The following is a 20,981-nucleotide window of genomic DNA, read 5'->3' on the forward strand; positions in this document are numbered from 1 at the left end:
CGATTGTACCAACGTTTACGTGCGGTTTTACGCGTTCAAACTTTTCTTTTGCCATCTTAAAAAATTCCTAATTAAGAAATTAAAGCCTGACCCACTATTGAGCCAGACAAGCTAAAATCATATTACAGCGCGAGCTGAAATTATTGTATCTGCAACCTGCTTAGAGGCTTCAGCGTACTTCAAAAACTCCATAGAGTATGAGGCACGGCCCTGTGTTGCAGATCGTAAAGCAGTTGCATAACCAAACATTTCAGAAAGAGGAACTTGTGCATTAATTTGCTTAAGCCCACCTATTGCATCTTCCATGCCTTCGATCATGCCGCGACGACGGTTAAGGTCGCCAACTACATCACCCATGTTTGAGTCAGGAGTGATTACTTCAACCTTCATCATTGGCTCTAATAATACAGGGTCAGCTTCTAGCGCCCCGTTTCTCATTGCCATTGAACCTGCTACTTTAAATGCCATTTCATTCGAATCTACATCATGGAATGAACCATCATATAGGGTCGCTTTAACGCCAAGTAATGGGTAGCCCGCCAGTACACCTTGAGACATTTGCTCTTGGAGACCTTTGTCTACCGCAGGGATAAATTCTTTAGGAACAGAACCACCTACAGTTTCGTTAACGAACTCATAAGTTGGTGCTTCATCATCCGAAATATCCATCGGTTCAAGTTTAACCCAGACGTGACCATATTGACCACGACCACCTGATTGACGTATAAACTTCCCTTCAACTTCAACAGTTGAACGAATAGCTTCTCGGTAGGCAACCTGCGGCTTACCAACGTTACATTCAACACTGAATTCACGTTTCATACGGTCGACAATGATATCTAGGTGAAGTTCACCCATGCCAGAGATTATAGTCTGGCCTGATTCTTCGTCAGTTTGTACGCGAAAAGAAGGATCCTCTGCCGCTAGTTTACCTAGCGCGATACCCATCTTATCTTGGTCAGCGATTGTGCGAGGCTCAACCGCAACAGAGATAACTGGTTCTGGGAATTCCATACGCTCAAGCGTAATAATAGAATTCGGATCACACAGTGTTTCACCTGTTGTTACGTCTTTAAGACCAATAGCTGCCGCGATGTCGCCTGCGTAAACTTCTTTGATCTCTTCACGTGAGTTTGAATGCATCTGTACGATACGGCCAAGTCGCTCACGCTTACTTTTAACTGGGTTATAAACCGCGTCACCCTGTTTAACTGTACCAGAGTAAACACGGAAAAAGGTTAAAGTGCCAACAAACGGGTCTGTTGCAATCTTAAATGCGAGTGCAGCAAACGGCGCTTTATCATCAGCTGGACGTTCTTCCTCAGTACCATTTTCTAAGATACCTTGGATTTGTTTCACTTGTGTTGGTGCTGGCATGTACTCAACAACGCCATCAAGCACAGCTTGAACGCCCTTGTTTTTAAATGCGCTACCACACGTTATTGGAACAATCTCGTTCGCTAATGTGCGTTGACGTAAAGCAGATTTAATCTCTGCTTCACTTAACTCTTCACCTTCTAAGTACTTATCCATTAGTTCTTCAGAGGCTTCAGCTGCACTTTCAACTAAATGAGAGTGCCATTCTTCAGCTAACTCTTGAAGTTCTGCCGGTATTGCCTCATAAGAGAAAGTCATACCCTGGTCCGCTTGGTTCCAGTTAATGGCTTTCATTTTTATAAGGTCAATTACACCTTTAAAGTCGTCTTCAGCGCCAATTGGCAACTGGATTGGAACAGGCGTTGCTCCAAGACGAGATTTCACCTGGCTAACAACCGTTAAGAAGTCAGCGCCCGTGCGATCCATTTTATTTACGAAGATCATTCTCGGAACTTCGTATTTGTTCGCTTGACGCCAAACAGTCTCAGTTTGCGGCTGTACACCTGATGAAGCACAAAGAACAACTACCGCACCATCTAATACGCGTAAAGAACGCTCTACTTCGATAGTGAAATCTACGTGTCCTGGAGTATCAATAATATTGATACGATGGTCGTCAAATTGAGCGTCCATCCCTTTCCAGAAACACGTTGTTGCAGCAGAAGTGATTGTGATACCACGCTCTTGTTCCTGCTCCATCCAATCCATAGTTGCGGCGCCATCATGTACTTCACCGATCTTATGAGAAAGACCCGTGTAGAACAGAACACGTTCTGTTGTGGTGGTTTTGCCTGCATCTACGTGAGCTACTATGCCGATATTACGGTAGCGCTCAAGTGGAGTTGTACGTGCCATATGATCCTCTTAAAGGTTAAGGACAGATTACCAACGGTAATGTGCGAATGCTTTATTCGCTTCAGCCATACGGTGAACGTCTTCACGTTTCTTAACCGCAGTGCCTTTGTTGTCAGCAGCGTCAACGATTTCTTGAGCTAAACGTAAGCCCATAGATTTTTCGCCACGCTTACGTGCAGCGTCTACTAACCAACGCATACCTAATGCGTTGCGACGTACTGGACGTACTTCAACTGGTACCTGATAAGTTGAACCACCAACACGGCGAGATTTAACCTCTACCTGTGGGCGGATGTTATCAAGTGCAGTTTCAAAGATTTCTAGGTGCGACTTGCCTGATTTCTCAGCAGCCACGTCTAGCGCACCATAAACAATTTTTTCAGCAGTAGATTTCTTGCCGTCTAACATTACGATGTTAACGAATTTAGCAAGAAGTTCCGATCCGAACTTAGGATCTGGAAGAATTTTACGTTGACCTATTACGCGTCTTCTAGGCATTTTGTATCTCCGGTTTATTCAGGTTTGTCCTTTTGGAACAATCACCCAAAACAATAATTAATAATATTTAGTGCTTGGCCTTACTAACGGAAAACAATTAGCCTTTAGGGCGTTTTGCACCGTATTTAGAACGAGCTTGACGACGGTCGCTAACGCCTGCACAGTCAAGTGCACCACGTACAGTGTGAAAACGCACACCTGGTAAATCTTTAACACGACCACCACGGATTAGGATTACACTATGCTCTTGAAGGTTATGACCTTCACCACCAATGTATGAAGTTACTTCGAAACCGTTAGTTAAACGTACACGAGCTACTTTACGTAACGCCGAGTTTGGTTTCTTAGGTGTAGTTGTATATACGCGAGTACATACACCACGCTTTTGCGGACACGCTTTAAGCGCAGCTGAGTTACTTTTAGTAACCTTACTACGGCGTGGCTTACGCACTAGCTGGTTAATAGTTGCCATTTAAATAGCTCCTGAAATTAAAATTACTACTGAAAAAAATAAAAAATCCGCCCTTTATTTACGAGCCTGCTTTGAACACACAAGTAAATGGGTGGCGGAATTTTAATGAGCAAAGTTTAACCTGTCAACCTAAACTAATAGTAAGACAGAATATATCTGCCTTACTATTACTTAATCTATTGATTAAGAACAGTTTATTGATTTCCAGATAAATCAGCGTTTAAAGCATCTGTTAGTGCTTGAGTCGCCTCTTCTGCACTTACAGTTTGCTCTTCAACTACTAAACTTTGCTTACGACGTGCCATACGATCTTGATGATACGCAAAACCGGTACCGGCTGGGATCAAACGACCCACAATTACGTTTTCTTTAAGACCGCGAAGCTCATCGCTCTTACCATTCACAGCTGCATCTGTAAGAACACGTGTTGTTTCTTGGAAAGACGCCGCTGAGATGAAAGATTCTGTTGCAAGTGATGCTTTCGTAATACCCATAAGTTGTATTTCAAACTTCGCTGGGATTTTACCTTGTTTTTCAAGGTCACGATTAGCGATATTAACGCGAGCTACTTCAATTTGCTCACCCGCTAAGAACTCAGTATCACCACCGTGTATAATGGTACATTTACGAATCATCTGACGGATAATTGTTTCAATGTGCTTGTCATTGATCTTAACGCCTTGCAAACGGTAAACCTCTTGCACTTCGTTAACGATGTAGTTAGCAACATGAGTCACACCACGTAGACGTAAGATGTCATGTGGTGACTCAGGACCATCGGCGATAACTTCACCTTTAGACACTTGCTCACCTTCAAACACGTTAAGTTGACGCCACTTAGGAATCATTTCTTCGTAATGATCGCCTTCAGCTGGAGTAATAACTAAACGTTTCTTACCTTTAGTCTCTTTACCGAAGCTAATAGTACCTGTGATCTCAGCTAAAATAGCTGGCTCTTTTGGCTTACGCGCTTCAAATAAGTCGGCTACGCGTGGTAAACCACCCGTGATATCACGAGTTTTCGAGCCTTCCTGCGGGATACGTGCTAACACGTCACCAGGGTTCGCAGTCGCACCATCTGTTACTTCAATCGTAGTGAATGAAGGTAGACGTGTTTCTTGCAAGCCACGCTCTTCACTTTCAATGATAAGCTTAGGCTCTTTCGCATTCGCTTTAGCAAGGTCTTTAACAACTACACGGGTTAAACCGGTTAGTTCATCAGTTTGTGTCTCTGTATTCGAGTCATCGATATCGCTGAACGATACTTTAGATTTATGCTCAAGAACGATTGGGTGACTATGCGGGTCCCAAGTAGCAACGATGTCGTTACCTTGAACTTCAGCATTATCTTGAACTGTTAATACCGCACCGTAAGGTACTTTATAACGCTCTTTTTCACGACCATAGCTATCAATGATAGTGATCTCAGTAGAACGTGAGGTAATAACAATCTTACCGTCTGTATTTAATACATATTTAGCATTGTGCAGTTTTAATGTACCGTTAGTTTTAACTTGTACATTATTTTCTGCTGACGCTCTTGATGCCGCACCACCGATATGGAATGTACGCATCGTAAGCTGTGTACCTGGCTCACCGATTGACTGCGCCGCGATAACACCAACTGATTCACCTGCGTTTATGATATGACCACGTGCAAGGTCACGACCATAACACTTAGCACATACACCAAAGTCGTTATCACATGTGATAACTGAGCGTACGCGAACTTCATCTACTGAATGCTCTTCTAAAACGTCACACAGTTTTTCGTCAAGCATAATGTTACGCTCAACAAGTACAGTATTAGTACCTGGAATGACGATATCTTCAGCTACAACACGACCTAGAACACGTTCACGAAGTGCTTCTACAACGTCACCACCTTCAATAAGCGGTTTCATTGTTAAGCCATCTTCTGTGCCACAGTCGTCTTCGTTGATTACCAAATCTTGTGCAACGTCTACTAGACGACGCGTTAGGTAACCTGAGTTAGCTGTTTTAAGTGCTGTATCGGCAAGACCTTTACGTGCACCATGCGTTGAGATGAAGTACTGAAGTACGTTTAGACCTTCACGGAAGTTAGCTGTGATTGGTGTCTCGATGATTGAGCCATCTGGACGAGCCATTAGACCACGCATACCTGCTAGCTGACGGATCTGAGCGGCACTACCACGAGCACCAGAGTCTGCCATCATAAACACTGAGTTAAATGACGGTTGCTCTTCTTCTTCACCTTTAGCATTGATAACCGTGTCTTTAGACAAGTTGGCCATCATTTCACGTGATAAGTTTTCGTTTACACGTGACCAGATATCGATAACTTTGTTGTACTTCTCACCAGCCGTTACAAGACCTGATTGGAATTGTTGGTTGATTTCAGTAACTTCAGCCTCAGCTGATTCAATGATCTGTGCTTTGACTGGCGGGATAACTAAGTCATCAATACCAATTGAAACACCTGACTTCATTGCGTAGTGGAAACCGGTGTACATAACTTGGTCAGCAAAGATAACGGTATCTTTAAGACCTAGACGACGGTAACACTCGTTTAATAAGCCAGAAATCTGCTTTTTACCTAATGCTTGGTTGATTGACTCAAACGGCATGCCTTTAGGTAAAATTAAAGACAGAATCGCACGACCAACAGTAGTATCGATGATAGTGATAGTATCTTCTACTATACCGTCTTCGTTTTTAACTGATTGGCTGATACGCACTTTCACGCGAGCGTGAAGTTCCGCATTACCACTACGGTATGCTTTTTCTGCTTCTTTAGGATCTTTAAATACAATACCTTCGCCTTTCGCATTAATGCGATCGCGCGTCATGTAGTAAAGACCTAATACAACATCCTGTGAAGGAACGATGATTGGCTCACCATTCGCAGGAGATAAGATGTTGTTTGTAGACATCATTAGTGCACGAGCTTCAAGCTGCGCTTCGATTGTTAACGGTACGTGTACCGCCATTTGGTCACCATCGAAATCGGCGTTGTAAGCCGCACATACTAATGGGTGCAAATGAATCGCTTTACCTTCGATAAGCACAGGTTCAAACGCTTGGATACCCAAACGGTGAAGTGTTGGTGCACGGTTAAGTAATACTGGATGTTCACGAATTACTTCGTCTAATACATCCCATACTTCCGCTACTTCACGTTCAACCATCTTCTTAGCAGCTTTGATTGTCGTAGCCATGCCGCGACGCTCTAGTTTGCCATAGATAAATGGTTTGAATAACTCAAGTGCCATCTTCTTAGGAAGACCACATTGATGAAGCTTAAGTGTAGGACCAACCGTGATTACAGAACGGCCAGAGTAATCTACACGCTTACCAAGTAAGTTCTGACGGAAACGACCTTGCTTACCCTTGATCATATCAGCAAGAGATTTAAGAGGACGTTTGTTAGAACCTGTTATAGCACGACCACGACGACCGTTATCAAGTAGCGCATCTACCGCTTCTTGTAACATACGTTTTTCGTTGCGTACGATAATATCTGGTGCAGCTAAATCTAATAGACGCTTAAGGCGGTTATTACGGTTAATAACACGACGGTAAAGGTCATTTAGATCAGAAGTCGCAAAACGACCACCGTCTAGTGGTACTAATGGACGTAGATCAGGTGGCAATACTGGAAGTACTGTCATGATCATCCACTCAGGGTTATTACCTGATTGGTGGAACGATTCCATTAATTTAAGACGTTTAGTGATCTTCTTACGCTTAGTTTCAGAGTTAATTGTTGGTAACTCTTCACGCATTTCTGCAATTAGTTGAGCAAGATCAAGTTCACGAAGCAAATCTAATACTGCTTCAGCACCCATCTTAGCTTCAAACTCATCACCGTGCTCTTCAAGTGAATCTAGGTATTCTTCTTCACCTAAAAGCTGACCACGCTCAAGCGTTGTCATACCAGGCTCAGTTACTACGAATGATTCGAAGTATAGAACACGTTCAATATCACGGAGCGTCATATCAAGCATTAAGCCAATACGTGACGGTAATGATTTTAAAAACCATATATGTGCTACTGGGCTCGCAAGATCGATATGACCCATACGATCACGACGCACTTTAGTAAGTGTAACTTCAACGCCACACTTCTCACAGATCACACCACGGTGTTTAAGGCGTTTATATTTACCACATAAACACTCATAATCTTTCACTGGGCCGAAAATACGGGCACAGAATAAGCCATCGCGCTCAGGCTTGAAAGTACGGTAGTTAATAGTCTCAGGTTTCTTTACTTCACCGTATGACCATGAACGAACCATGTCTGGTGAAGCAAGACCAATGCGAATTGCATCGAATTCTTCGGTCTTATTTTGTTGCTTCAGAAACTTAAGTAAGTCTTTCACCTTAGCTCTCCTGTCGGAGTTAATCTTTAGGACGGATAATCTCGTCCCTACATTCTATTCAGCCGTAACAGATGCTGCAGGATTAACTGCAGCATCTAATTGGCTTAATTTTCTTCCAACTCGATGTTGATACCCAGTGAGCGGATTTCTTTCAACAATACGTTGAACGATTCTGGCATACCTGGTTCCATTTTATGGTTACCATCAACGATGTTTTTATACATCTTAGTACGACCGTTCACGTCATCCGATTTCACTGTTAGCATTTCTTGTAGAGTGTAAGCAGCACCGTAAGCTTCAAGTGCCCATACTTCCATCTCACCAAAACGCTGGCCACCGAACTGTGCTTTACCACCCAGCGGCTGCTGAGTAACAAGGCTGTAAGAACCAGTAGAACGTGCGTGCATCTTGTCATCAACCAAGTGGTTAAGTTTAAGCATGTACATGTAACCTACAGTTACTTGACGTTCAAACTGATCGCCAGTACGGCCATCATAGAGTGTAACCTGACCACTTCGAGGATATCCACCAAGCTCTAGCATGTCTTTGATTTCGTTTTCTTTCGCGCCATCAAATGCAGGAGTAGCGATTGGTAAACCACCTTTTAAGTTTTCAGCTAAACGACGAATTTCATCATCAGAGAAGCTTGCAATATCTACTTCTTGACGAGATTCACCGATTTCGTAAGCTTGCTTGATGAATTCACGTAGCTCATGAAGCTCACGTTGTTCCTTCATCATTTCCTCTAAGCGTTCACCAATACCACGTGCAGCTAGACCCATATGTGTTTCAAGGATCTGACCGATGTTCATTCGTGATGGTACACCTAGTGGATTCAGTACGATATCTACCGTACGACCTTTATCATCGTATGGCATATCTTCTACTGGTACGATAGTCGAGATAACACCTTTGTTACCGTGACGACCCGCCATTTTATCACCCGGTTGGATACGACGTTTAACAGCTAGGTATACTTTAACAATCTTAAGTACGCCTGGTGCTAAGTCATCACCTTGAGTAATTTTACGACGTTTATTTTCAAACTTCTTATCGTATTCAGCTTTAAGCTCATCGTACTGAGATGCTAGTTGCTCAAGTTCAGCTTGCTTGTCTTCTTGTGCAAGACTTTGAGTAAGTAGCTTTTCAGCATTCATTGACGCTAAGTTGCTTTCTTCGAAGCCTGAACTCACAAGTAACTTGCGAGCACGTCCTAAAACGCCAGCTTCTAAAATGCGGAACTCTTCATTGAAGTCTTTCTTCGCTTCGCGAAGCTGCATATCTTCAACTTCTAACGCACGTTTATCTTTTTCAACACCATCACGGGTGAAAACTTGTACGTCAATTACAGTACCAGTTACAGAGTTTGGTACACGTAAAGAGCTGTCTTTAACGTCAGACGCTTTTTCGCCGAAGATAGCACGCAGTAGCTTCTCTTCAGGTGTTAATTGCGTCTCGCCTTTAGGAGTCACTTTACCTACTAGGATATCGCCGCCTTTAACTTCAGCACCAATATAAACAACGCCTGATTCATCAAGCTTGCCTAGTGCAGACTCACCCACATTCGGGATATCTGCAGTGATCTCTTCAGGACCTAATTTAGTATCACGGGCAACACACTGTAGTTCTTGAATATGAATAGTCGTTAGACGATCTTCTTCAACTACGCGCTCTGATAGTAAGATTGAATCCTCGAAGTTATAACCGTTCCATGGCATGAATGCCACGCGAAGGTTTTGACCAAGGGCTAAATCCCCTAAGTCAGTCGAAGGACCATCTGCTAACACGTCACCACGAGTAACCGGTTCGCCAACCATACAAGTTGGTTTTTGGTTAATACATGTATTTTGGTTAGAACGTGTGTATTTGGTTAAGTTGTAGATGTCGATGCCCGCTTCACCAGGAATGCGTTCTTCTTCATGTACGTTTACAACGATGCGACTTGCGTCAGCATACATTACTTCACCACCACGTTTAGCAACAATAGTTACACCAGAATCTTTCGCTAGTGTTAACTCAATACCAGTACCTACTAACGGCTTATCCGCTTTCAAAGTTGGTACTGCTTGACGTTGCATGTTTGAACCCATCAATGCACGGTTAGCATCATCGTGTTCTAAGAACGGGATAAGTGCAGCCGCTACAGAGATCACCTGTTGTGGTGATACATCCATATATTGCTGATCCATACGACCCATAAAGGTAGATTCACCTTTGTGACGACATGGAATAAGTTCATCAACAAACTCATTGGTTTCAGTTAAGTTTGAGTTCGCCTGTGCGATAACAAACTGACCTTCTTCAATGGCTGATAAGTAATCAACTTCATCAGTTACAACACCGTCTACCACTTTGCGGTAAGGTGTTTCTAAGAAACCATAGTCATTTGTACGTGCGTACGTAGACAATGAGTTAATTAGACCAATGTTTGGACCCTCAGGAGTCTCGATTGGACATACGCGACCGTAGTGAGTTACGTGAACGTCACGTACTTCAAAGCCAGCGCGTTCACGAGTTAGACCGCCCGGACCTAATGCAGAAATACGACGCTTATGCGTTACTTCTGATAGCGGGTTATTTTGGTCCATAAACTGTGATAACTGAGACGAGCCGAAGAACTCTTTAACCGCTGCCGAAATAGGCTTAGCGTTAATAAGATCCTGTGGCATTATCGCGTCAAGGTCACCTAAGCTTAAACGCTCACGTACAGCACGTTCTACACGTACTAAACCTACACGGAATTGGTTCTCAGCCATTTCGCCAACACTACGTATACGACGGTTGCCTAAGTGATCGATATCATCAACATCGCCTTGACCGTTACGAATTGCAATTAATACTTTCATAACAGACACGATGTCTTCTTTGCTTAATGTGCCTGGGCCTGTGTCTGTATCGTAACCAACACGGCTATTGAACTTCATACGACCTACAGTAGATAAGTCATAACGTTCTTCAGAGAAGAACAAGTTCTGGAATAAGGCTTCAGCCGCGTCTTTTGTCGGTGGCTCGCCTGGGCGCATCATGCGGTAAATTTCTACTAGCGCTTCTAAACGGCTGCTTGAAGAGTCAATGTTCAATGTATTTGACATGTAAGCGCCGCTGTCCACTTCATTGATATACAGAGTATCAATTTTAGTGTGACCTGCTTTAACCAATTCAGCCATTAGCTCTAGAGTTAGCTCGTCATTTGCATTTGCAATAACTTCACCTGTTGACTCATCAACATAGTTTTTAGCTACAATACGACCAATGATGTACTCATGTGGTACTTCTAATTGATTAATGCCTTTTTTCTCGATGCTCTTGATATGACGAGCCGTAACACGACGACCACTTTCAACAAGGACTTCACCGTCTTCGCCTTTGATATCAAAAGCGGCAGTTTCACCACGTAAACGTGAAGGTACAAGCTCCATAAGGACTTTACCATCAGTTATTTCAAACGTAGTGTTATCGAAGAACATATCTAAGATTTCTTCGCTAGAATACTCTAGTGCACGTAAAATAATAGACGCCGGTAATTTACGACGACGGTCAATACGTACATACAAGTTATCTTTTGCATCAAATTCGAAGTCTAACCATGAACCACGGTAAGGAATAACGCGTGCGTTATATAATACTTTACCTGATGAATGAGTTTTACCGCGGTCGTTATCAAAGAATACACCAGGGCTACGGTGTAGCTGAGAAACGATAACACGCTCTGTACCATTAATTACAAAGGTACCGGTATCGGTCATGAGCGGAATTTCGCCCATGTAAACTTCTTGCTCTTTAATGTCTTTAACTGTGCCAGGAGCTTCTTTGTCCATAACAACAAGACGCAGTTTCACGCGAAGTGGAGCAGAATAAGTCACACCGCGAATTTGACATTCTTTTACATCGAAAACTGGCTCACCAATACGATAACTTACGTATTGAAGCTCAGAATTTCCCGAGTAGCTTTTTATAGGGAACACAGAGCGGAAGGCAGCTTCCAAACCATGATCGCCATCAGCGTCCGGCACTAAGAATTTTTTAAACGATTCTAACTGTGTTGACAGTAAAAAAGGTATATCCAAAACTTGTGGACGTTTACCAAAATCCTTACGGATACGTTTCTTTTCAGAATAAGAGTAAGCCATGGGGTTCCTCAGCTTGCTGATCTTTGACCCGACCTGTTCTTGTAAGAACAGACTTAACTGGCAGCTATGCCAAGATTTTACAACATTTAATTGTTGTTCCGATTCAATCCCACTTTAACACTAGCAAACTATAAAGCGTTGAAAGTAAAGAAAAAATCAGATTTTATTTGAACTAAAAGAGTGTATCACTCTATAGCGCAAAAAGGCCGGTGATTAAATAATCACCAGCCCTTGCCTGATTTCTCAGGCAGCGAACTTAGCAAAAGCTAAATTACTTAACCTCAACTTCAGCACCAGCTTCAGTAAGATCTTTTTGAAGTGCTTCAGCTTCTTCTTTAGATACACCTTCTTTAATAGGTGCAGGAGCAGCTTCAACAAGTGCTTTAGCTTCTTTAAGGCCTAGGCCTGTTGCGCTACGAACAGCTTTGATTGCCGCAACCTTGTTAGCGCCAGCGCCAGTAAGGATTACGTCAAACTCTGTTTTCTCTTCAGCAGCTTCAGCAGCAGGACCAGCTACCATTGCAGCTGCAGCAGTTACGCCGAATTTTTCTTCCATTGCTTCGATAAGAGCAACAACGTCCATTACTGACATTTCAGCAATTGCGTCAAGGATTTGGTCTTTAGTTACAGACATTACAAATTTCCTAATAATTAACGGACTCTAGGTCCAAATAAATTTACACCGAAAGGGAGGTTAAACAGCTTAAAATTAAGCAGCTTGCTCAGCTTTCTGTACACGTACTGCTTCAATTGTTTTACACAATTTGCCAGCAGACGCTTCTTTCATAGCGCTCATTAAGCGTGCAACAGCTTCGTCGTATGTAGGTAATGTAGCAAGCATTGCTGCATCTACGATATTACCTTCAAAAGCGGCCGTTTTAAGCTCAAATCTCTCATTCTTTTTCGCGAAATCTGAAAAGATACGCGCAGCAGCACCAGGGTGCTCTGATGAGAAAGCGATTAAGCTTGGACCAACTAACGAGTCAGATAGACATTCAAAATCAGTACCTTCAACAGCACGTTTTGCTAAAGTGTTACGAACAACTTTCATCCATACACCAGCTTCACGAGCTTCTTTACGAAGGGCTGTAATTGCGCCTACTGCTACACCACGAGAATCTGCAACAACTGCAGAAAGAGCACCATTGGCTGCTTCGTTGACTTCAGCAACAATTGCTTTTTTGCCTTGAAGATTTAAAGCCATGGGTGTTACTCCTGGTTTAATGGGATTACCGACATTCGGCTTCCCTGTTTTTACTCTTCCCTATCAAAAAACTGATAGAGATGCTTTTTACGGCGAGAGCCAGAAGGATTAGGAAAAATCTATCTGGGGATTCACACCGTCTACGTAGGTAAACATTAAGGCCGAAACCGCCTACGGTCTTGGACGGAAGCCCAATTTATCGACTTGCAAAAGCGCACCGAAATTATGGACTTCAACCCGAATTCTTTATTTTGTAATTAATAAATTAATCAACAAAATGGCGCGAAATTATAGTACAAATTTCACGCCATGTAAACACCAATTAAGCTACAACTGTACTTAAAGTGTTTTGGTCAACAGAAACACCTGCGCCCATTGTTGTAGAGATAGTTACTTTTTTCAAGTAAACACCTTTAGCTTGAGAAGGTTTAGCCTTCTTAAGCGCAACAATTAGAGCTTCAAGGTTTTGTTGAAGTTGCTCTGCAGTGAAATCAACCTTACCGATAGTAGTGTGGATGATGCCATTTTTGTCATTACGGTAACGTACTTGACCTGCTTTAGCATTTTTAACTGCTTCTGCAACGTTAGGCGTTACAGTACCAGTTTTAGGGTTTGGCATTAGACCACGTGGGCCTAAGATTTGACCTAGTTGACCAACAACACGCATAGCGTCTGGTGATGCAACAACAACATCAAAATCCATCTCGCCTTTTTTAACTAGTTCAGCAAGATCTTCCATGCCTACTAATTCAGCACCAGCTTCTTTTGCAGCTTCTGCATTAGCGCCTTGTGTGAATACAGCAACACGAACGTCACGACCAGTACCGTTTGGTAGTACAGTTGCACCACGAACGTTTTGATCAGATTTACGAGCATCGATACCAAGGTTAACAGCAACGTCAACACTTTCTACGAATTTAGCTGTTGCTAATTCTTTTAAAAGAGCAACTGCTTCATTGATTTCGTAATCTTTAGTTACTTCCACTTTTTCGCGGATAGTACGCATACGTTTAGTTAATTTAGCCATTTCTTAGTCCTCTACGTTCAAGCCCATCGCACGCGCAGAACCTGCGATAGTGCGAACCGCTGCGTCCATATCGGCAGCTGTAAGGTCAGTTCGTTTTGTCTCAACAATTTCTTCAAGTTGAGCACGAGTTACTGTGCCTACTTTATCAGTGTTAGGACGGCCTGAGCCTGACTTGATACCAGCAGCTTTCTTAAGTAAGTAAGCAGCAGGTGGCGTTTTCATGTCGAACGTAAATGAACGGTCACCGTAAACAGAGATCACTACAGGAACTGGAGCGCCTTTTTCGATAGACTCTGTACGTGCGTTAAACGCTTTACAGAATTCCATGATGTTTACACCGTGTTGACCTAGTGCAGGACCTACTGGAGGACTTGGATTAGCCATACCAGCGGCAACTTGTAGCTTGATTAGAGCTTCAACTTTTTTAGCCATTATAAATACCTCATTTGGTGGGTCTTAGCCTTGTGCGCGCGAGGACGCGTACTCTAACGGCTTCCCAGTTTAAAAATTGGTTTCGTGCTTTTTGCACCGTAAAAATAAATTTTTACTTTAATACAAAAAGGCCGCTGATTATAAGTTAATCAGCGGCCTTTTTCAAGCTTCGTGCCAAAATTTATAAAAAATTTAACGAAGCTGTTTAATCAATTACTTATCTTGTTCAACTTGACCAAACTCAAGTTCAACAGGCGTAGAGCGGCCAAAAATAAGTACAGATACCTTCACGCGGCTTTTTTCGTAGTCAACTTCTTCAACCACACCACTAAAGTCTGCAAATGGACCATCAGTAACCCGTACAACTTCACCTGGTTCAAATAATGTTGCAGGTTTAGGTGCTTCAGCGTTTTCTTGTAAACGATTAAGAATGCGATCAGCTTCTTTAGGGCTGATAGGTGCAGGACGATCAGACGTTCCCCCAATAAAGCCCATTACACGCTCAGTGCTATTCACTAGGTGCCAGCTTGCGTCATTCATATCCATTTGTACTAATACATAACCTGGGAAGAATTTACGCTCAGATTTACGCTTTTGGCCAGCGCGCATCTCAACAACTTCTTCCGTTGGTACTAATATCTCACCAAAGAACTCTTCCAGACCTTCAATTTTAATATGTTCAATTAACGTTTGAGCTACACGCTTTTCATAACCAGAAAAGGCCTGCACTACATACCAACGTAACTTAATTTCTTTGTTCTCGTTCTCATCCGACATGGGATCAGATCTCCAATCCAGTTAAAAAGCCTACAGCGCGGAATAAAATGCCATCCAATCCCCAAAGGATAAGTGCCATAATCACTGTTGCAACCAATACAATTAATGTCGTGTGGGTCGTTTCTTGGCGCGTAGGCCAAATTACTTTACGTACTTCAATGCGCGCTTCTTTTGCAAAAGCAAGAAAAGTACGTCCCTTAAATGTTTGCGAGGCAATACCTAAACCAGCTGCTATTGCAACTACAACGCCGATAGCACGAAGTAATACAGACTGATCTGCATACATGTGATTACCAACAACTGCGCCTGCAAGTAGCGCGATTGCTACTAACCATTTTACTGACTCCATCGCACTTGATGGTGTTTCTACATTCGTGCTCATAATATTATTACCTTAACTACAGACACAACAACCCTACACTACGGCAGGGTTAATCCATTAAAATCTAAACTTAAAAACAGACTTAATTTAAACCGATTTTTAATTTCAGACTACTCAAATAACAAGTAAAACTGGCAGGGGCGGAGAGATTCGAACTCCCAACCATCGGTTTTGGAGACCGCTGTTCTACCAATTGGAACTACGCCCCTGCAAAGTGGATGCCTATTATACTTACGCAGTTCATTAACACAAGTCTAAAAGATACCCACATTGGAAAATCTAATTAATTAATTACATTATTGCTTAAACTGCTGATAATTTAATCGGTTATGTAAACGTACAATCCTAGGGCGTGTTGACCTTTGTGGATTGAAATTTGTTTAATCTAGGGGCTATTAAATCGCGGCGCGAGGTTTGTAACCTAGTGGGCTAAGTAAAAACCGAGCAACAAAGAGTTAATCGTCCCTAGAAAGAACCCAAAGGGCAGCGCATGTTTGGTATTTATGCTACGTTATCGCCTATTTATGGGGAATAACCACACTTCATAGGCTCTGCCTTGCCTAAAAACCAAACATACTGCTGCAAATTCAACCGCCAAAGATCAACACGCCCTAACATATTGATTATTTTTCTAAGTTTTTATAAACATCATTTAACAAGCTTGAAGCACCAAACCTAAATGTATTTGCATGTAAGTAGCCGTCACCCATTATTGTGCGTGCTAGCGCTAAATAATCACTGGCATCGGCAACAGTTTTAACACCGCCGGCCGCTTTAAAGCCTACTCGTTTATTCGATTTTTTAATGGCTGTTAGGATAATTTTTGTTGATTCAAGTGTGGCATTTACAGCAACCTTACCCGTACTGGTTTTTACAAAGTCAGCACCGCCTTTAATTGCCAGTTCAGTAGCCTGTGTTACTAACGCGTCGGTTTTTAGCTCCCCGCTTTCTACTATTACTTTTAGCTGGGCGCGCGACCCACACGCTTTTTTACTTTCGCTTACATAGCTAAGCACTGTTTGAGCATCGCCCGCTATTAACTTTTTATAAGGAATAACCAAATCAATCTCATCAGCGCCGCGCTCTATAGCAATAAGTGTTTCGTTAATTACATCACTCAGCAGTGCATCGCCCGTTGGAAAGTTAGTAACCGTTGCAACTTTTACGTGGTTAAGCTCACGCGCTGCAAGTGCTATTTTGGCATCATCAACAAAGTCACTATAAACACATACAGCGGCAGGCGTTCCTAAGGTAGGATTTATGCTATCAACAAGTGCTTGAATGCTTTTGGTGGTATCGCTGGTGTTTAAGCTTGTTAAATCCATCAGTGCGACTGCTAATGCGGCCTCTTTTTGCTGTTGCGTCATTAGAGCTCCGTTACTTCTTGAGTACAAAATAGAATATACCTTCATATTAACAAATTAAACCAAACACGCTATAGCTCATAACCAAACACTATAAGCCGTTATTTTGCTTGTAACTCTTTCCAATCCCTTGTTAAATAAGTCTTAGGCCTAAAAGGGCTACCTATTATAACTTTTGGTTATATCAACTTGGTTTTAATTATTTTTTACTTATTGATAGCCGCTATATTCTGCTTATCATAATAAAGCGTTTTCTTATATTTGAATTTGTTTAGGGGTCTTATTAACGTGCAGTATTTACCTATCTTTACCAAACTCGACAACAAACCAGTATTGGTTGTTGGCGGTGGAGAGGTCGCATTACGCAAGTGTCGCGCGTTTTTAAAAGCGAGAGCAAGCGTTACTTTAGTAGCACCTTGGTTTTGCGATGAACTAAAAGAGCATGCACATAATAATGAAGTAACGCTTATTGATGCTTATTTTGATGAATCGCACCTTGATGGCAAAATGCTTGTTATTGCAGCCACCGATCGCGATGAAGTAAACAACAACGTATTTGAACTTGCCAATGCCCGCAATGTGTTTGTAAACGTGGTTGATGACCAACCTAAATGTACGTTTATATTCCCATCGATTGTTGATCGCGACCCAATTACCATTGCTATATCAAGTGCTGGCACAGCGCCCGTACTTGCACGTCGCTTACGCGAAAAGCTCGAAACTCTTATTCCACATCATATTGGCCCACTTGCAACACTTGTTGGTGGCTTTAGAGACAAAGTAAAAAAACGCTTTAAGCATTTTTCAGACCGCCGCCAATTTTGGGAGGGCGTGTTCGACTCATCTGTAGTGAGTAAAGTACAAACCGGCGATACCCAAGCCGCGCAGCAGCAACTAGAGCAAATGCTAGATGCGAAAGCAGAACCTGAAGGCGAAGTATACGTAGTAGGTGCAGGCCCTGGCGATCCAGAGCTTTTAACACTTAAAGCACTGCAACTTATGCAACAAGCCGACGTCGTCGTTTATGACTTTTTAGTCTCTGACGAAATTATGGAATTAGTGCGCCGCGATGCTGACCTTATTTGTGTAGGTAAACGTTTAGGCGATCATAGTGTTGTTCAAGAAGATACCAACCAAATGCTGGTCGACCTTGCTAAACAAGGCAAAAAGGTATGCCGCATTAAAGGTGGTGACCCGTTTATTTATGGTCGTGGTGGCGAAGAAGTACAAGTACTGGCTGCTAACAACGTAAATTATCAAATTGTACCGGGTATTACAGCCGCTGCAGGTTGCAGTGCTTATGCGGGTATTCCGCTAACGCATCGTGACCATGCACAAGCCATTCAATTTGTAACTGGCCATTGTAAAAAAGACGGCCAAGAACTTGATTGGCAATCGCTGGCAAAAGCAAATCAAACGCTTGCTATTTACATGGGCGTAATTAAATCGCCGCACATACAAAGCGAGCTTTTAAAGCATGGCCGCAAAGCCGACACCCCTGTTGCTATTATCGAAAACGGTACACGTAAAAATCAGCGTGTAGTAACAGGCCAATTAGGCGAACTTGCCGACTTAATCCAGCGCAACAGCATTATATCGCCTGCGCTACTCATTATTGGTGAAGTAGCCGCCCTGCACTCGCAACTAGCGTGGTTTGGCCAAAACGAGCAAACAAGCAGCTTTGCACAGCCGCTAACAGATGTATCAAATACATAACCGAATTTTAAATTTGTAACTTTTAATCATTTTAGTAGGACGACTAACAATGGCTTTAACTCACCTTCAGCAACTTGAAGCTGAAAGTATCAAAATCATGCGCGAAGTCGCCGCTGAGTTTGAGAACCCAGTAATGCTTTACTCTATTGGTAAAGATTCGTCGGTACTTTTGCACTTAGCGCGTAAAGCATTTTACCCTGCAAAAATACCGTTTCCGTTATTACACGTAGACACCAATTGGAAGTTTCGTGAAATGATTGAGTTTCGCGACCGTATAGCTAAAGATTACGGCTTTGACCTACTGGTACACAAAAACCCAGAAGGCATTGAAATGGGTGTAGGCCCGTTTACGCATGGCTCGGGTAAACATACCGACATAATGAAAACCCAAGGCTTAAAACAAGCGCTAGATAAATACGGCTTTGATGCTGCATTTGGTGGCGCACGCCGCGATGAAGAAAAGTCACGTGCAAAAGAGCGTGTTTACTCGTTCCGCGACAAACACCACCGTTGGGACCCTAAAAACCAACGTCCAGAGCTTTGGAACACCTATAACAGCCAAGTTAACCCTGGTGAGAGCATTCGTGTTTTCCCGTTATCTAACTGGACTGAGCTTGATATTTGGCAATACATTTACCAAGAAAACATCGAAATGGTGCCATTGTACCTAGCTAAAGATCGCCCAGTAGTTGAGCGCGACGGTACTTTGATTATGGTTGACGATGAGCGTATGCCTCTTAATGAAGGTGAAGTACCGCAAATGAAATCTGTACGTTTTCGTACATTAGGCTGCTACCCACTTACCGGTGCAGTTGAATCAACAGCCAGTACTTTAACCGAAATCATCGAAGAAATGCTGCTATCTACGTCATCTGAACGTGAAGGTCGTGTTATTGACCATGATTCAGCCGGCTCAATGGAGAAGAAAAAACGTGAGGGGTATTTTTAATGTCTAGCCAAAATAACGATACATTTAACGAAGTAAAAGAAATAGGCATAGACGCCTACCTAGCACGTCAACAAGATAAAAGCTTATTACGCATGCTTACTTGTGGCAGCGTAGATGACGGTAAATCAACACTGATTGGCCGCCTACTGCACGACAGCCACCAAATTTATGAAGATCAGCTAGCAGCCCTTCATAAAGATAACGAAAAAGTAGGTAACGCAGGTGAAGATCTTGACCTTGCATTATTAGTTGATGGCTTACAAGCTGAGCGTGAGCAAGGCATTACCATTGACGTAGCGTACCGTTACTTTTCAACGGCTAAGCGTAAATTTATTATTGCCGACACACCTGGGCACGAGCAATACACCCGCAACATGGTAACGGGTGCATCAACAAGCGATGTCGCCATTATTTTGGTTGATGCGCGTTACGGCGTACAAGTACAAACTAAGCGCCATAGCTTTATTTGTGACTCGCTAGGCATTAAGCAGTTTGTTGTAGCAGTGAATAAAATGGATATCGTTGATTTTGACGAAACCGTGTATGAAAAAATTAAGGCCGATTACCTTAAATTTGCTGAGCAACTTAACGTATCAAACATTAAGTTTGTACCTATGTCGGCGCTTAAAGGCGACAACGTAGTAACGCGCTCTGCACATACGCCTTATTACACCGATAAGCCGCTACTAGAATTACTAGAAGATTCGCCAGCAGCCGAAACAGATACAGGCTTTGAAGCGCGCCTACCTGTGCAATATGTCGTGCGTCCTAACTTAAACTTCCGTGGTTTTCAGGGCACACTTACATCGGGCAAGATGCACGTAGGCGATGCTGTAAAAGTATTACCGTCGGGTAAAACATCAAGCATTAAAGAAATTGTTACCTTTGATGGCAACCTAGACAGCGCCGAAGCTGGCCAAGCAATTACCGTTACCCTAAATAACGAGATTGATATTAGCCGAGGAGATGTAATCGTCCCTGCAAATTCAACGGCCGCTGTTACTAACCAGCTGCAAGCTAAAATTGTGTGGATGCATGAGTCGCCATTAGTATTAGGTAAAAGCTATAACCTAAAACTAGGCAGCAAAAACACCTCAGCTATTGTTAAAAAGATTGATCACACAATTGATGTGAACACGCTTGAGCACGGCACTAGCGACTCATTACAGTTAAACGAAATTGCGATTGTAACGCTTGAACTAACCGAAACTATTTTGGCAGACGAGTACCACAGCAATCACGAAACAGGCTCGTTTATCCTAATCGATCGCTTATCAAACCTAACGGTTGCTGCGGGCATGATTGAACAAGTACTGCAAAGCCAAGCACAGCAAAGTAACTTTAGCGAATTTGAAGTTGAATTTAACAGCTTAGTACGCAAGCACTTTCCGCATTGGCAAGCGCTTGATATTTCTAAGTTATAAGTTAACT

Annotated in this window: 15 protein-coding genes and 1 tRNA gene; 3 read left to right on the forward strand and 13 right to left on the reverse strand. The window is 42.7% G+C overall.

The annotated features are described in order from the left end of the window. Nucleotides 1–117: 117 nt before the first annotated feature. From fusA to deoC, 13 genes are all read right to left on the reverse strand, one after another. Entirely contained in the window at nucleotides 118–2,232 is a 2,115-nt protein-coding gene (fusA, locus tag V6260_RS17520; protein WP_211000913.1) for an elongation factor G, read from the reverse strand. 27 nt (nucleotides 2,233–2,259) lie between these two features. Beyond that, on the reverse strand, nucleotides 2,260–2,730 hold the full coding sequence (rpsG, locus tag V6260_RS17525) for a 30S ribosomal protein S7 (protein ID WP_010392135.1): 471 nt from the start codon (nucleotides 2,728–2,730) through the stop codon (nucleotides 2,260–2,262). 97 nt (nucleotides 2,731–2,827) lie between these two features. Further along, nucleotides 2,828–3,202, reverse strand: a complete 375-nt coding sequence (rpsL, locus tag V6260_RS17530) for a 30S ribosomal protein S12 (RefSeq protein ID WP_002958885.1) — start codon at nucleotides 3,200–3,202, stop codon at nucleotides 2,828–2,830. A 194-nt stretch (nucleotides 3,203–3,396) separates the two neighbouring features. After that, nucleotides 3,397–7,569, reverse strand: a complete 4,173-nt coding sequence (rpoC, locus tag V6260_RS17535) for a DNA-directed RNA polymerase subunit beta' (RefSeq protein WP_341595424.1) — start codon at nucleotides 7,567–7,569, stop codon at nucleotides 3,397–3,399. Nucleotides 7,570–7,673: 104 nt separating this feature from the next. Next, nucleotides 7,674–11,699, reverse strand: a complete 4,026-nt coding sequence (rpoB, locus tag V6260_RS17540; protein WP_341595425.1) for a DNA-directed RNA polymerase subunit beta — start codon at nucleotides 11,697–11,699, stop codon at nucleotides 7,674–7,676. A gap of 271 nt (nucleotides 11,700–11,970) precedes the next feature. Continuing rightward, nucleotides 11,971–12,333, reverse strand: coding sequence for a 50S ribosomal protein L7/L12 (gene rplL, locus V6260_RS17545; RefSeq protein WP_211000916.1), 363 nt, complete (start codon nucleotides 12,331–12,333; stop codon nucleotides 11,971–11,973). A gap of 75 nt (nucleotides 12,334–12,408) precedes the next feature. Further along, nucleotides 12,409–12,903, reverse strand: a complete 495-nt coding sequence (gene rplJ, locus V6260_RS17550) for a 50S ribosomal protein L10 (protein ID WP_341595426.1) — start codon at nucleotides 12,901–12,903, stop codon at nucleotides 12,409–12,411. Nucleotides 12,904–13,225: 322 nt separating this feature from the next. Then, nucleotides 13,226–13,930 carry a 50S ribosomal protein L1 gene (gene rplA / locus V6260_RS17555; RefSeq protein ID WP_341595427.1) on the reverse strand — a complete coding sequence of 235 codons (705 nt, stop codon included), beginning with the start codon at nucleotides 13,928–13,930 and terminating at the stop codon, nucleotides 13,226–13,228. A 3-nt stretch (nucleotides 13,931–13,933) separates the two neighbouring features. Then, on the reverse strand, nucleotides 13,934–14,362 hold the full coding sequence (gene rplK / locus V6260_RS17560; RefSeq protein ID WP_002958879.1) for a 50S ribosomal protein L11: 429 nt from the start codon (nucleotides 14,360–14,362) through the stop codon (nucleotides 13,934–13,936). A gap of 213 nt (nucleotides 14,363–14,575) precedes the next feature. Further along, nucleotides 14,576–15,139 carry a transcription termination/antitermination protein NusG gene (nusG, locus tag V6260_RS17565; protein WP_341595428.1) on the reverse strand — a complete coding sequence of 188 codons (564 nt, stop codon included), beginning with the start codon at nucleotides 15,137–15,139 and terminating at the stop codon, nucleotides 14,576–14,578. A 4-nt stretch (nucleotides 15,140–15,143) separates the two neighbouring features. After that, nucleotides 15,144–15,521: a preprotein translocase subunit SecE gene (secE, locus tag V6260_RS17570; RefSeq protein WP_341595429.1), complete on the reverse strand. Its 378-nt coding sequence runs from the start codon at nucleotides 15,519–15,521 to the stop codon at nucleotides 15,144–15,146. Between the two features lie 132 nt (nucleotides 15,522–15,653). After that, a tRNA-Trp gene (locus V6260_RS17575) sits at nucleotides 15,654–15,730 on the reverse strand. A 414-nt stretch (nucleotides 15,731–16,144) separates the two neighbouring features. Next, nucleotides 16,145–16,888, reverse strand: coding sequence for a deoxyribose-phosphate aldolase (gene deoC, locus V6260_RS17580; RefSeq protein WP_341595430.1), 744 nt, complete (start codon nucleotides 16,886–16,888; stop codon nucleotides 16,145–16,147). Nucleotides 16,889–17,173: 285 nt separating this feature from the next. On the opposite strand from deoC, the gene cysG reads away from it, so the two are divergent. From cysG to cysN, 3 genes are read left to right on the forward strand one after another with little or no spacing between them, the layout of a single operon-like run. After that, nucleotides 17,174–18,601, forward strand: a complete 1,428-nt coding sequence (gene cysG, locus V6260_RS17585) for a siroheme synthase CysG (RefSeq protein ID WP_341595431.1) — start codon at nucleotides 17,174–17,176, stop codon at nucleotides 18,599–18,601. A 49-nt stretch (nucleotides 18,602–18,650) separates the two neighbouring features. Further along, entirely contained in the window at nucleotides 18,651–19,550 is a 900-nt protein-coding gene (gene cysD / locus V6260_RS17590) for a sulfate adenylyltransferase subunit CysD (protein ID WP_341595432.1), read from the forward strand. After that, nucleotides 19,550–20,974 (forward strand): sulfate adenylyltransferase subunit CysN, encoded by a 1,425-nt coding sequence (gene cysN, locus V6260_RS17595; RefSeq protein WP_341595433.1) that lies wholly within the window; start codon nucleotides 19,550–19,552, stop codon nucleotides 20,972–20,974. The genes cysD and cysN overlap by 1 nt, the downstream gene beginning before the upstream one ends. Nucleotides 20,975–20,981: the final 7 nt, after the last annotated feature.

It is taken from the genome of Pseudoalteromonas aliena (genome assembly GCF_038155085.1).
Lineage (GTDB): Bacteria > Pseudomonadota > Gammaproteobacteria > Enterobacterales > Alteromonadaceae > Pseudoalteromonas > Pseudoalteromonas aliena_A.

Coding starts and splice junctions, on each gene's coding strand:
- rplJ (WP_341595426.1), bottom strand. CDS start 12,903: ATGGCTTTAAATCTTCAAGGCAAAAAAGCAATTGTTGCTGAAGTCAAC.
- cysN (WP_341595433.1), top strand. CDS start 19,550: ATGTCTAGCCAAAATAACGATACATTTAACGAAGTAAAAGAAATAGGC.
- rplL (WP_211000916.1), bottom strand. CDS start 12,333: ATGTCTGTAACTAAAGACCAAATCCTTGACGCAATTGCTGAAATGTCA.
- deoC (WP_341595430.1), bottom strand. CDS start 16,888: ATGACGCAACAGCAAAAAGAGGCCGCATTAGCAGTCGCACTGATGGAT.
- rpsG (WP_010392135.1), bottom strand. CDS start 2,730: ATGCCTAGAAGACGCGTAATAGGTCAACGTAAAATTCTTCCAGATCCT.
- rpoB (WP_341595425.1), bottom strand. CDS start 11,699: ATGGCTTACTCTTATTCTGAAAAGAAACGTATCCGTAAGGATTTTGGT.
- nusG (WP_341595428.1), bottom strand. CDS start 15,139: ATGTCGGATGAGAACGAGAACAAAGAAATTAAGTTACGTTGGTATGTA.
- rplK (WP_002958879.1), bottom strand. CDS start 14,362: ATGGCTAAAAAAGTTGAAGCTCTAATCAAGCTACAAGTTGCCGCTGGT.
- rplA (WP_341595427.1), bottom strand. CDS start 13,930: ATGGCTAAATTAACTAAACGTATGCGTACTATCCGCGAAAAAGTGGAA.
- fusA (WP_211000913.1), bottom strand. CDS start 2,232: ATGGCACGTACAACTCCACTTGAGCGCTACCGTAATATCGGCATAGTA.
- cysD (WP_341595432.1), top strand. CDS start 18,651: ATGGCTTTAACTCACCTTCAGCAACTTGAAGCTGAAAGTATCAAAATC.
- rpsL (WP_002958885.1), bottom strand. CDS start 3,202: ATGGCAACTATTAACCAGCTAGTGCGTAAGCCACGCCGTAGTAAGGTT.
- secE (WP_341595429.1), bottom strand. CDS start 15,521: ATGAGCACGAATGTAGAAACACCATCAAGTGCGATGGAGTCAGTAAAA.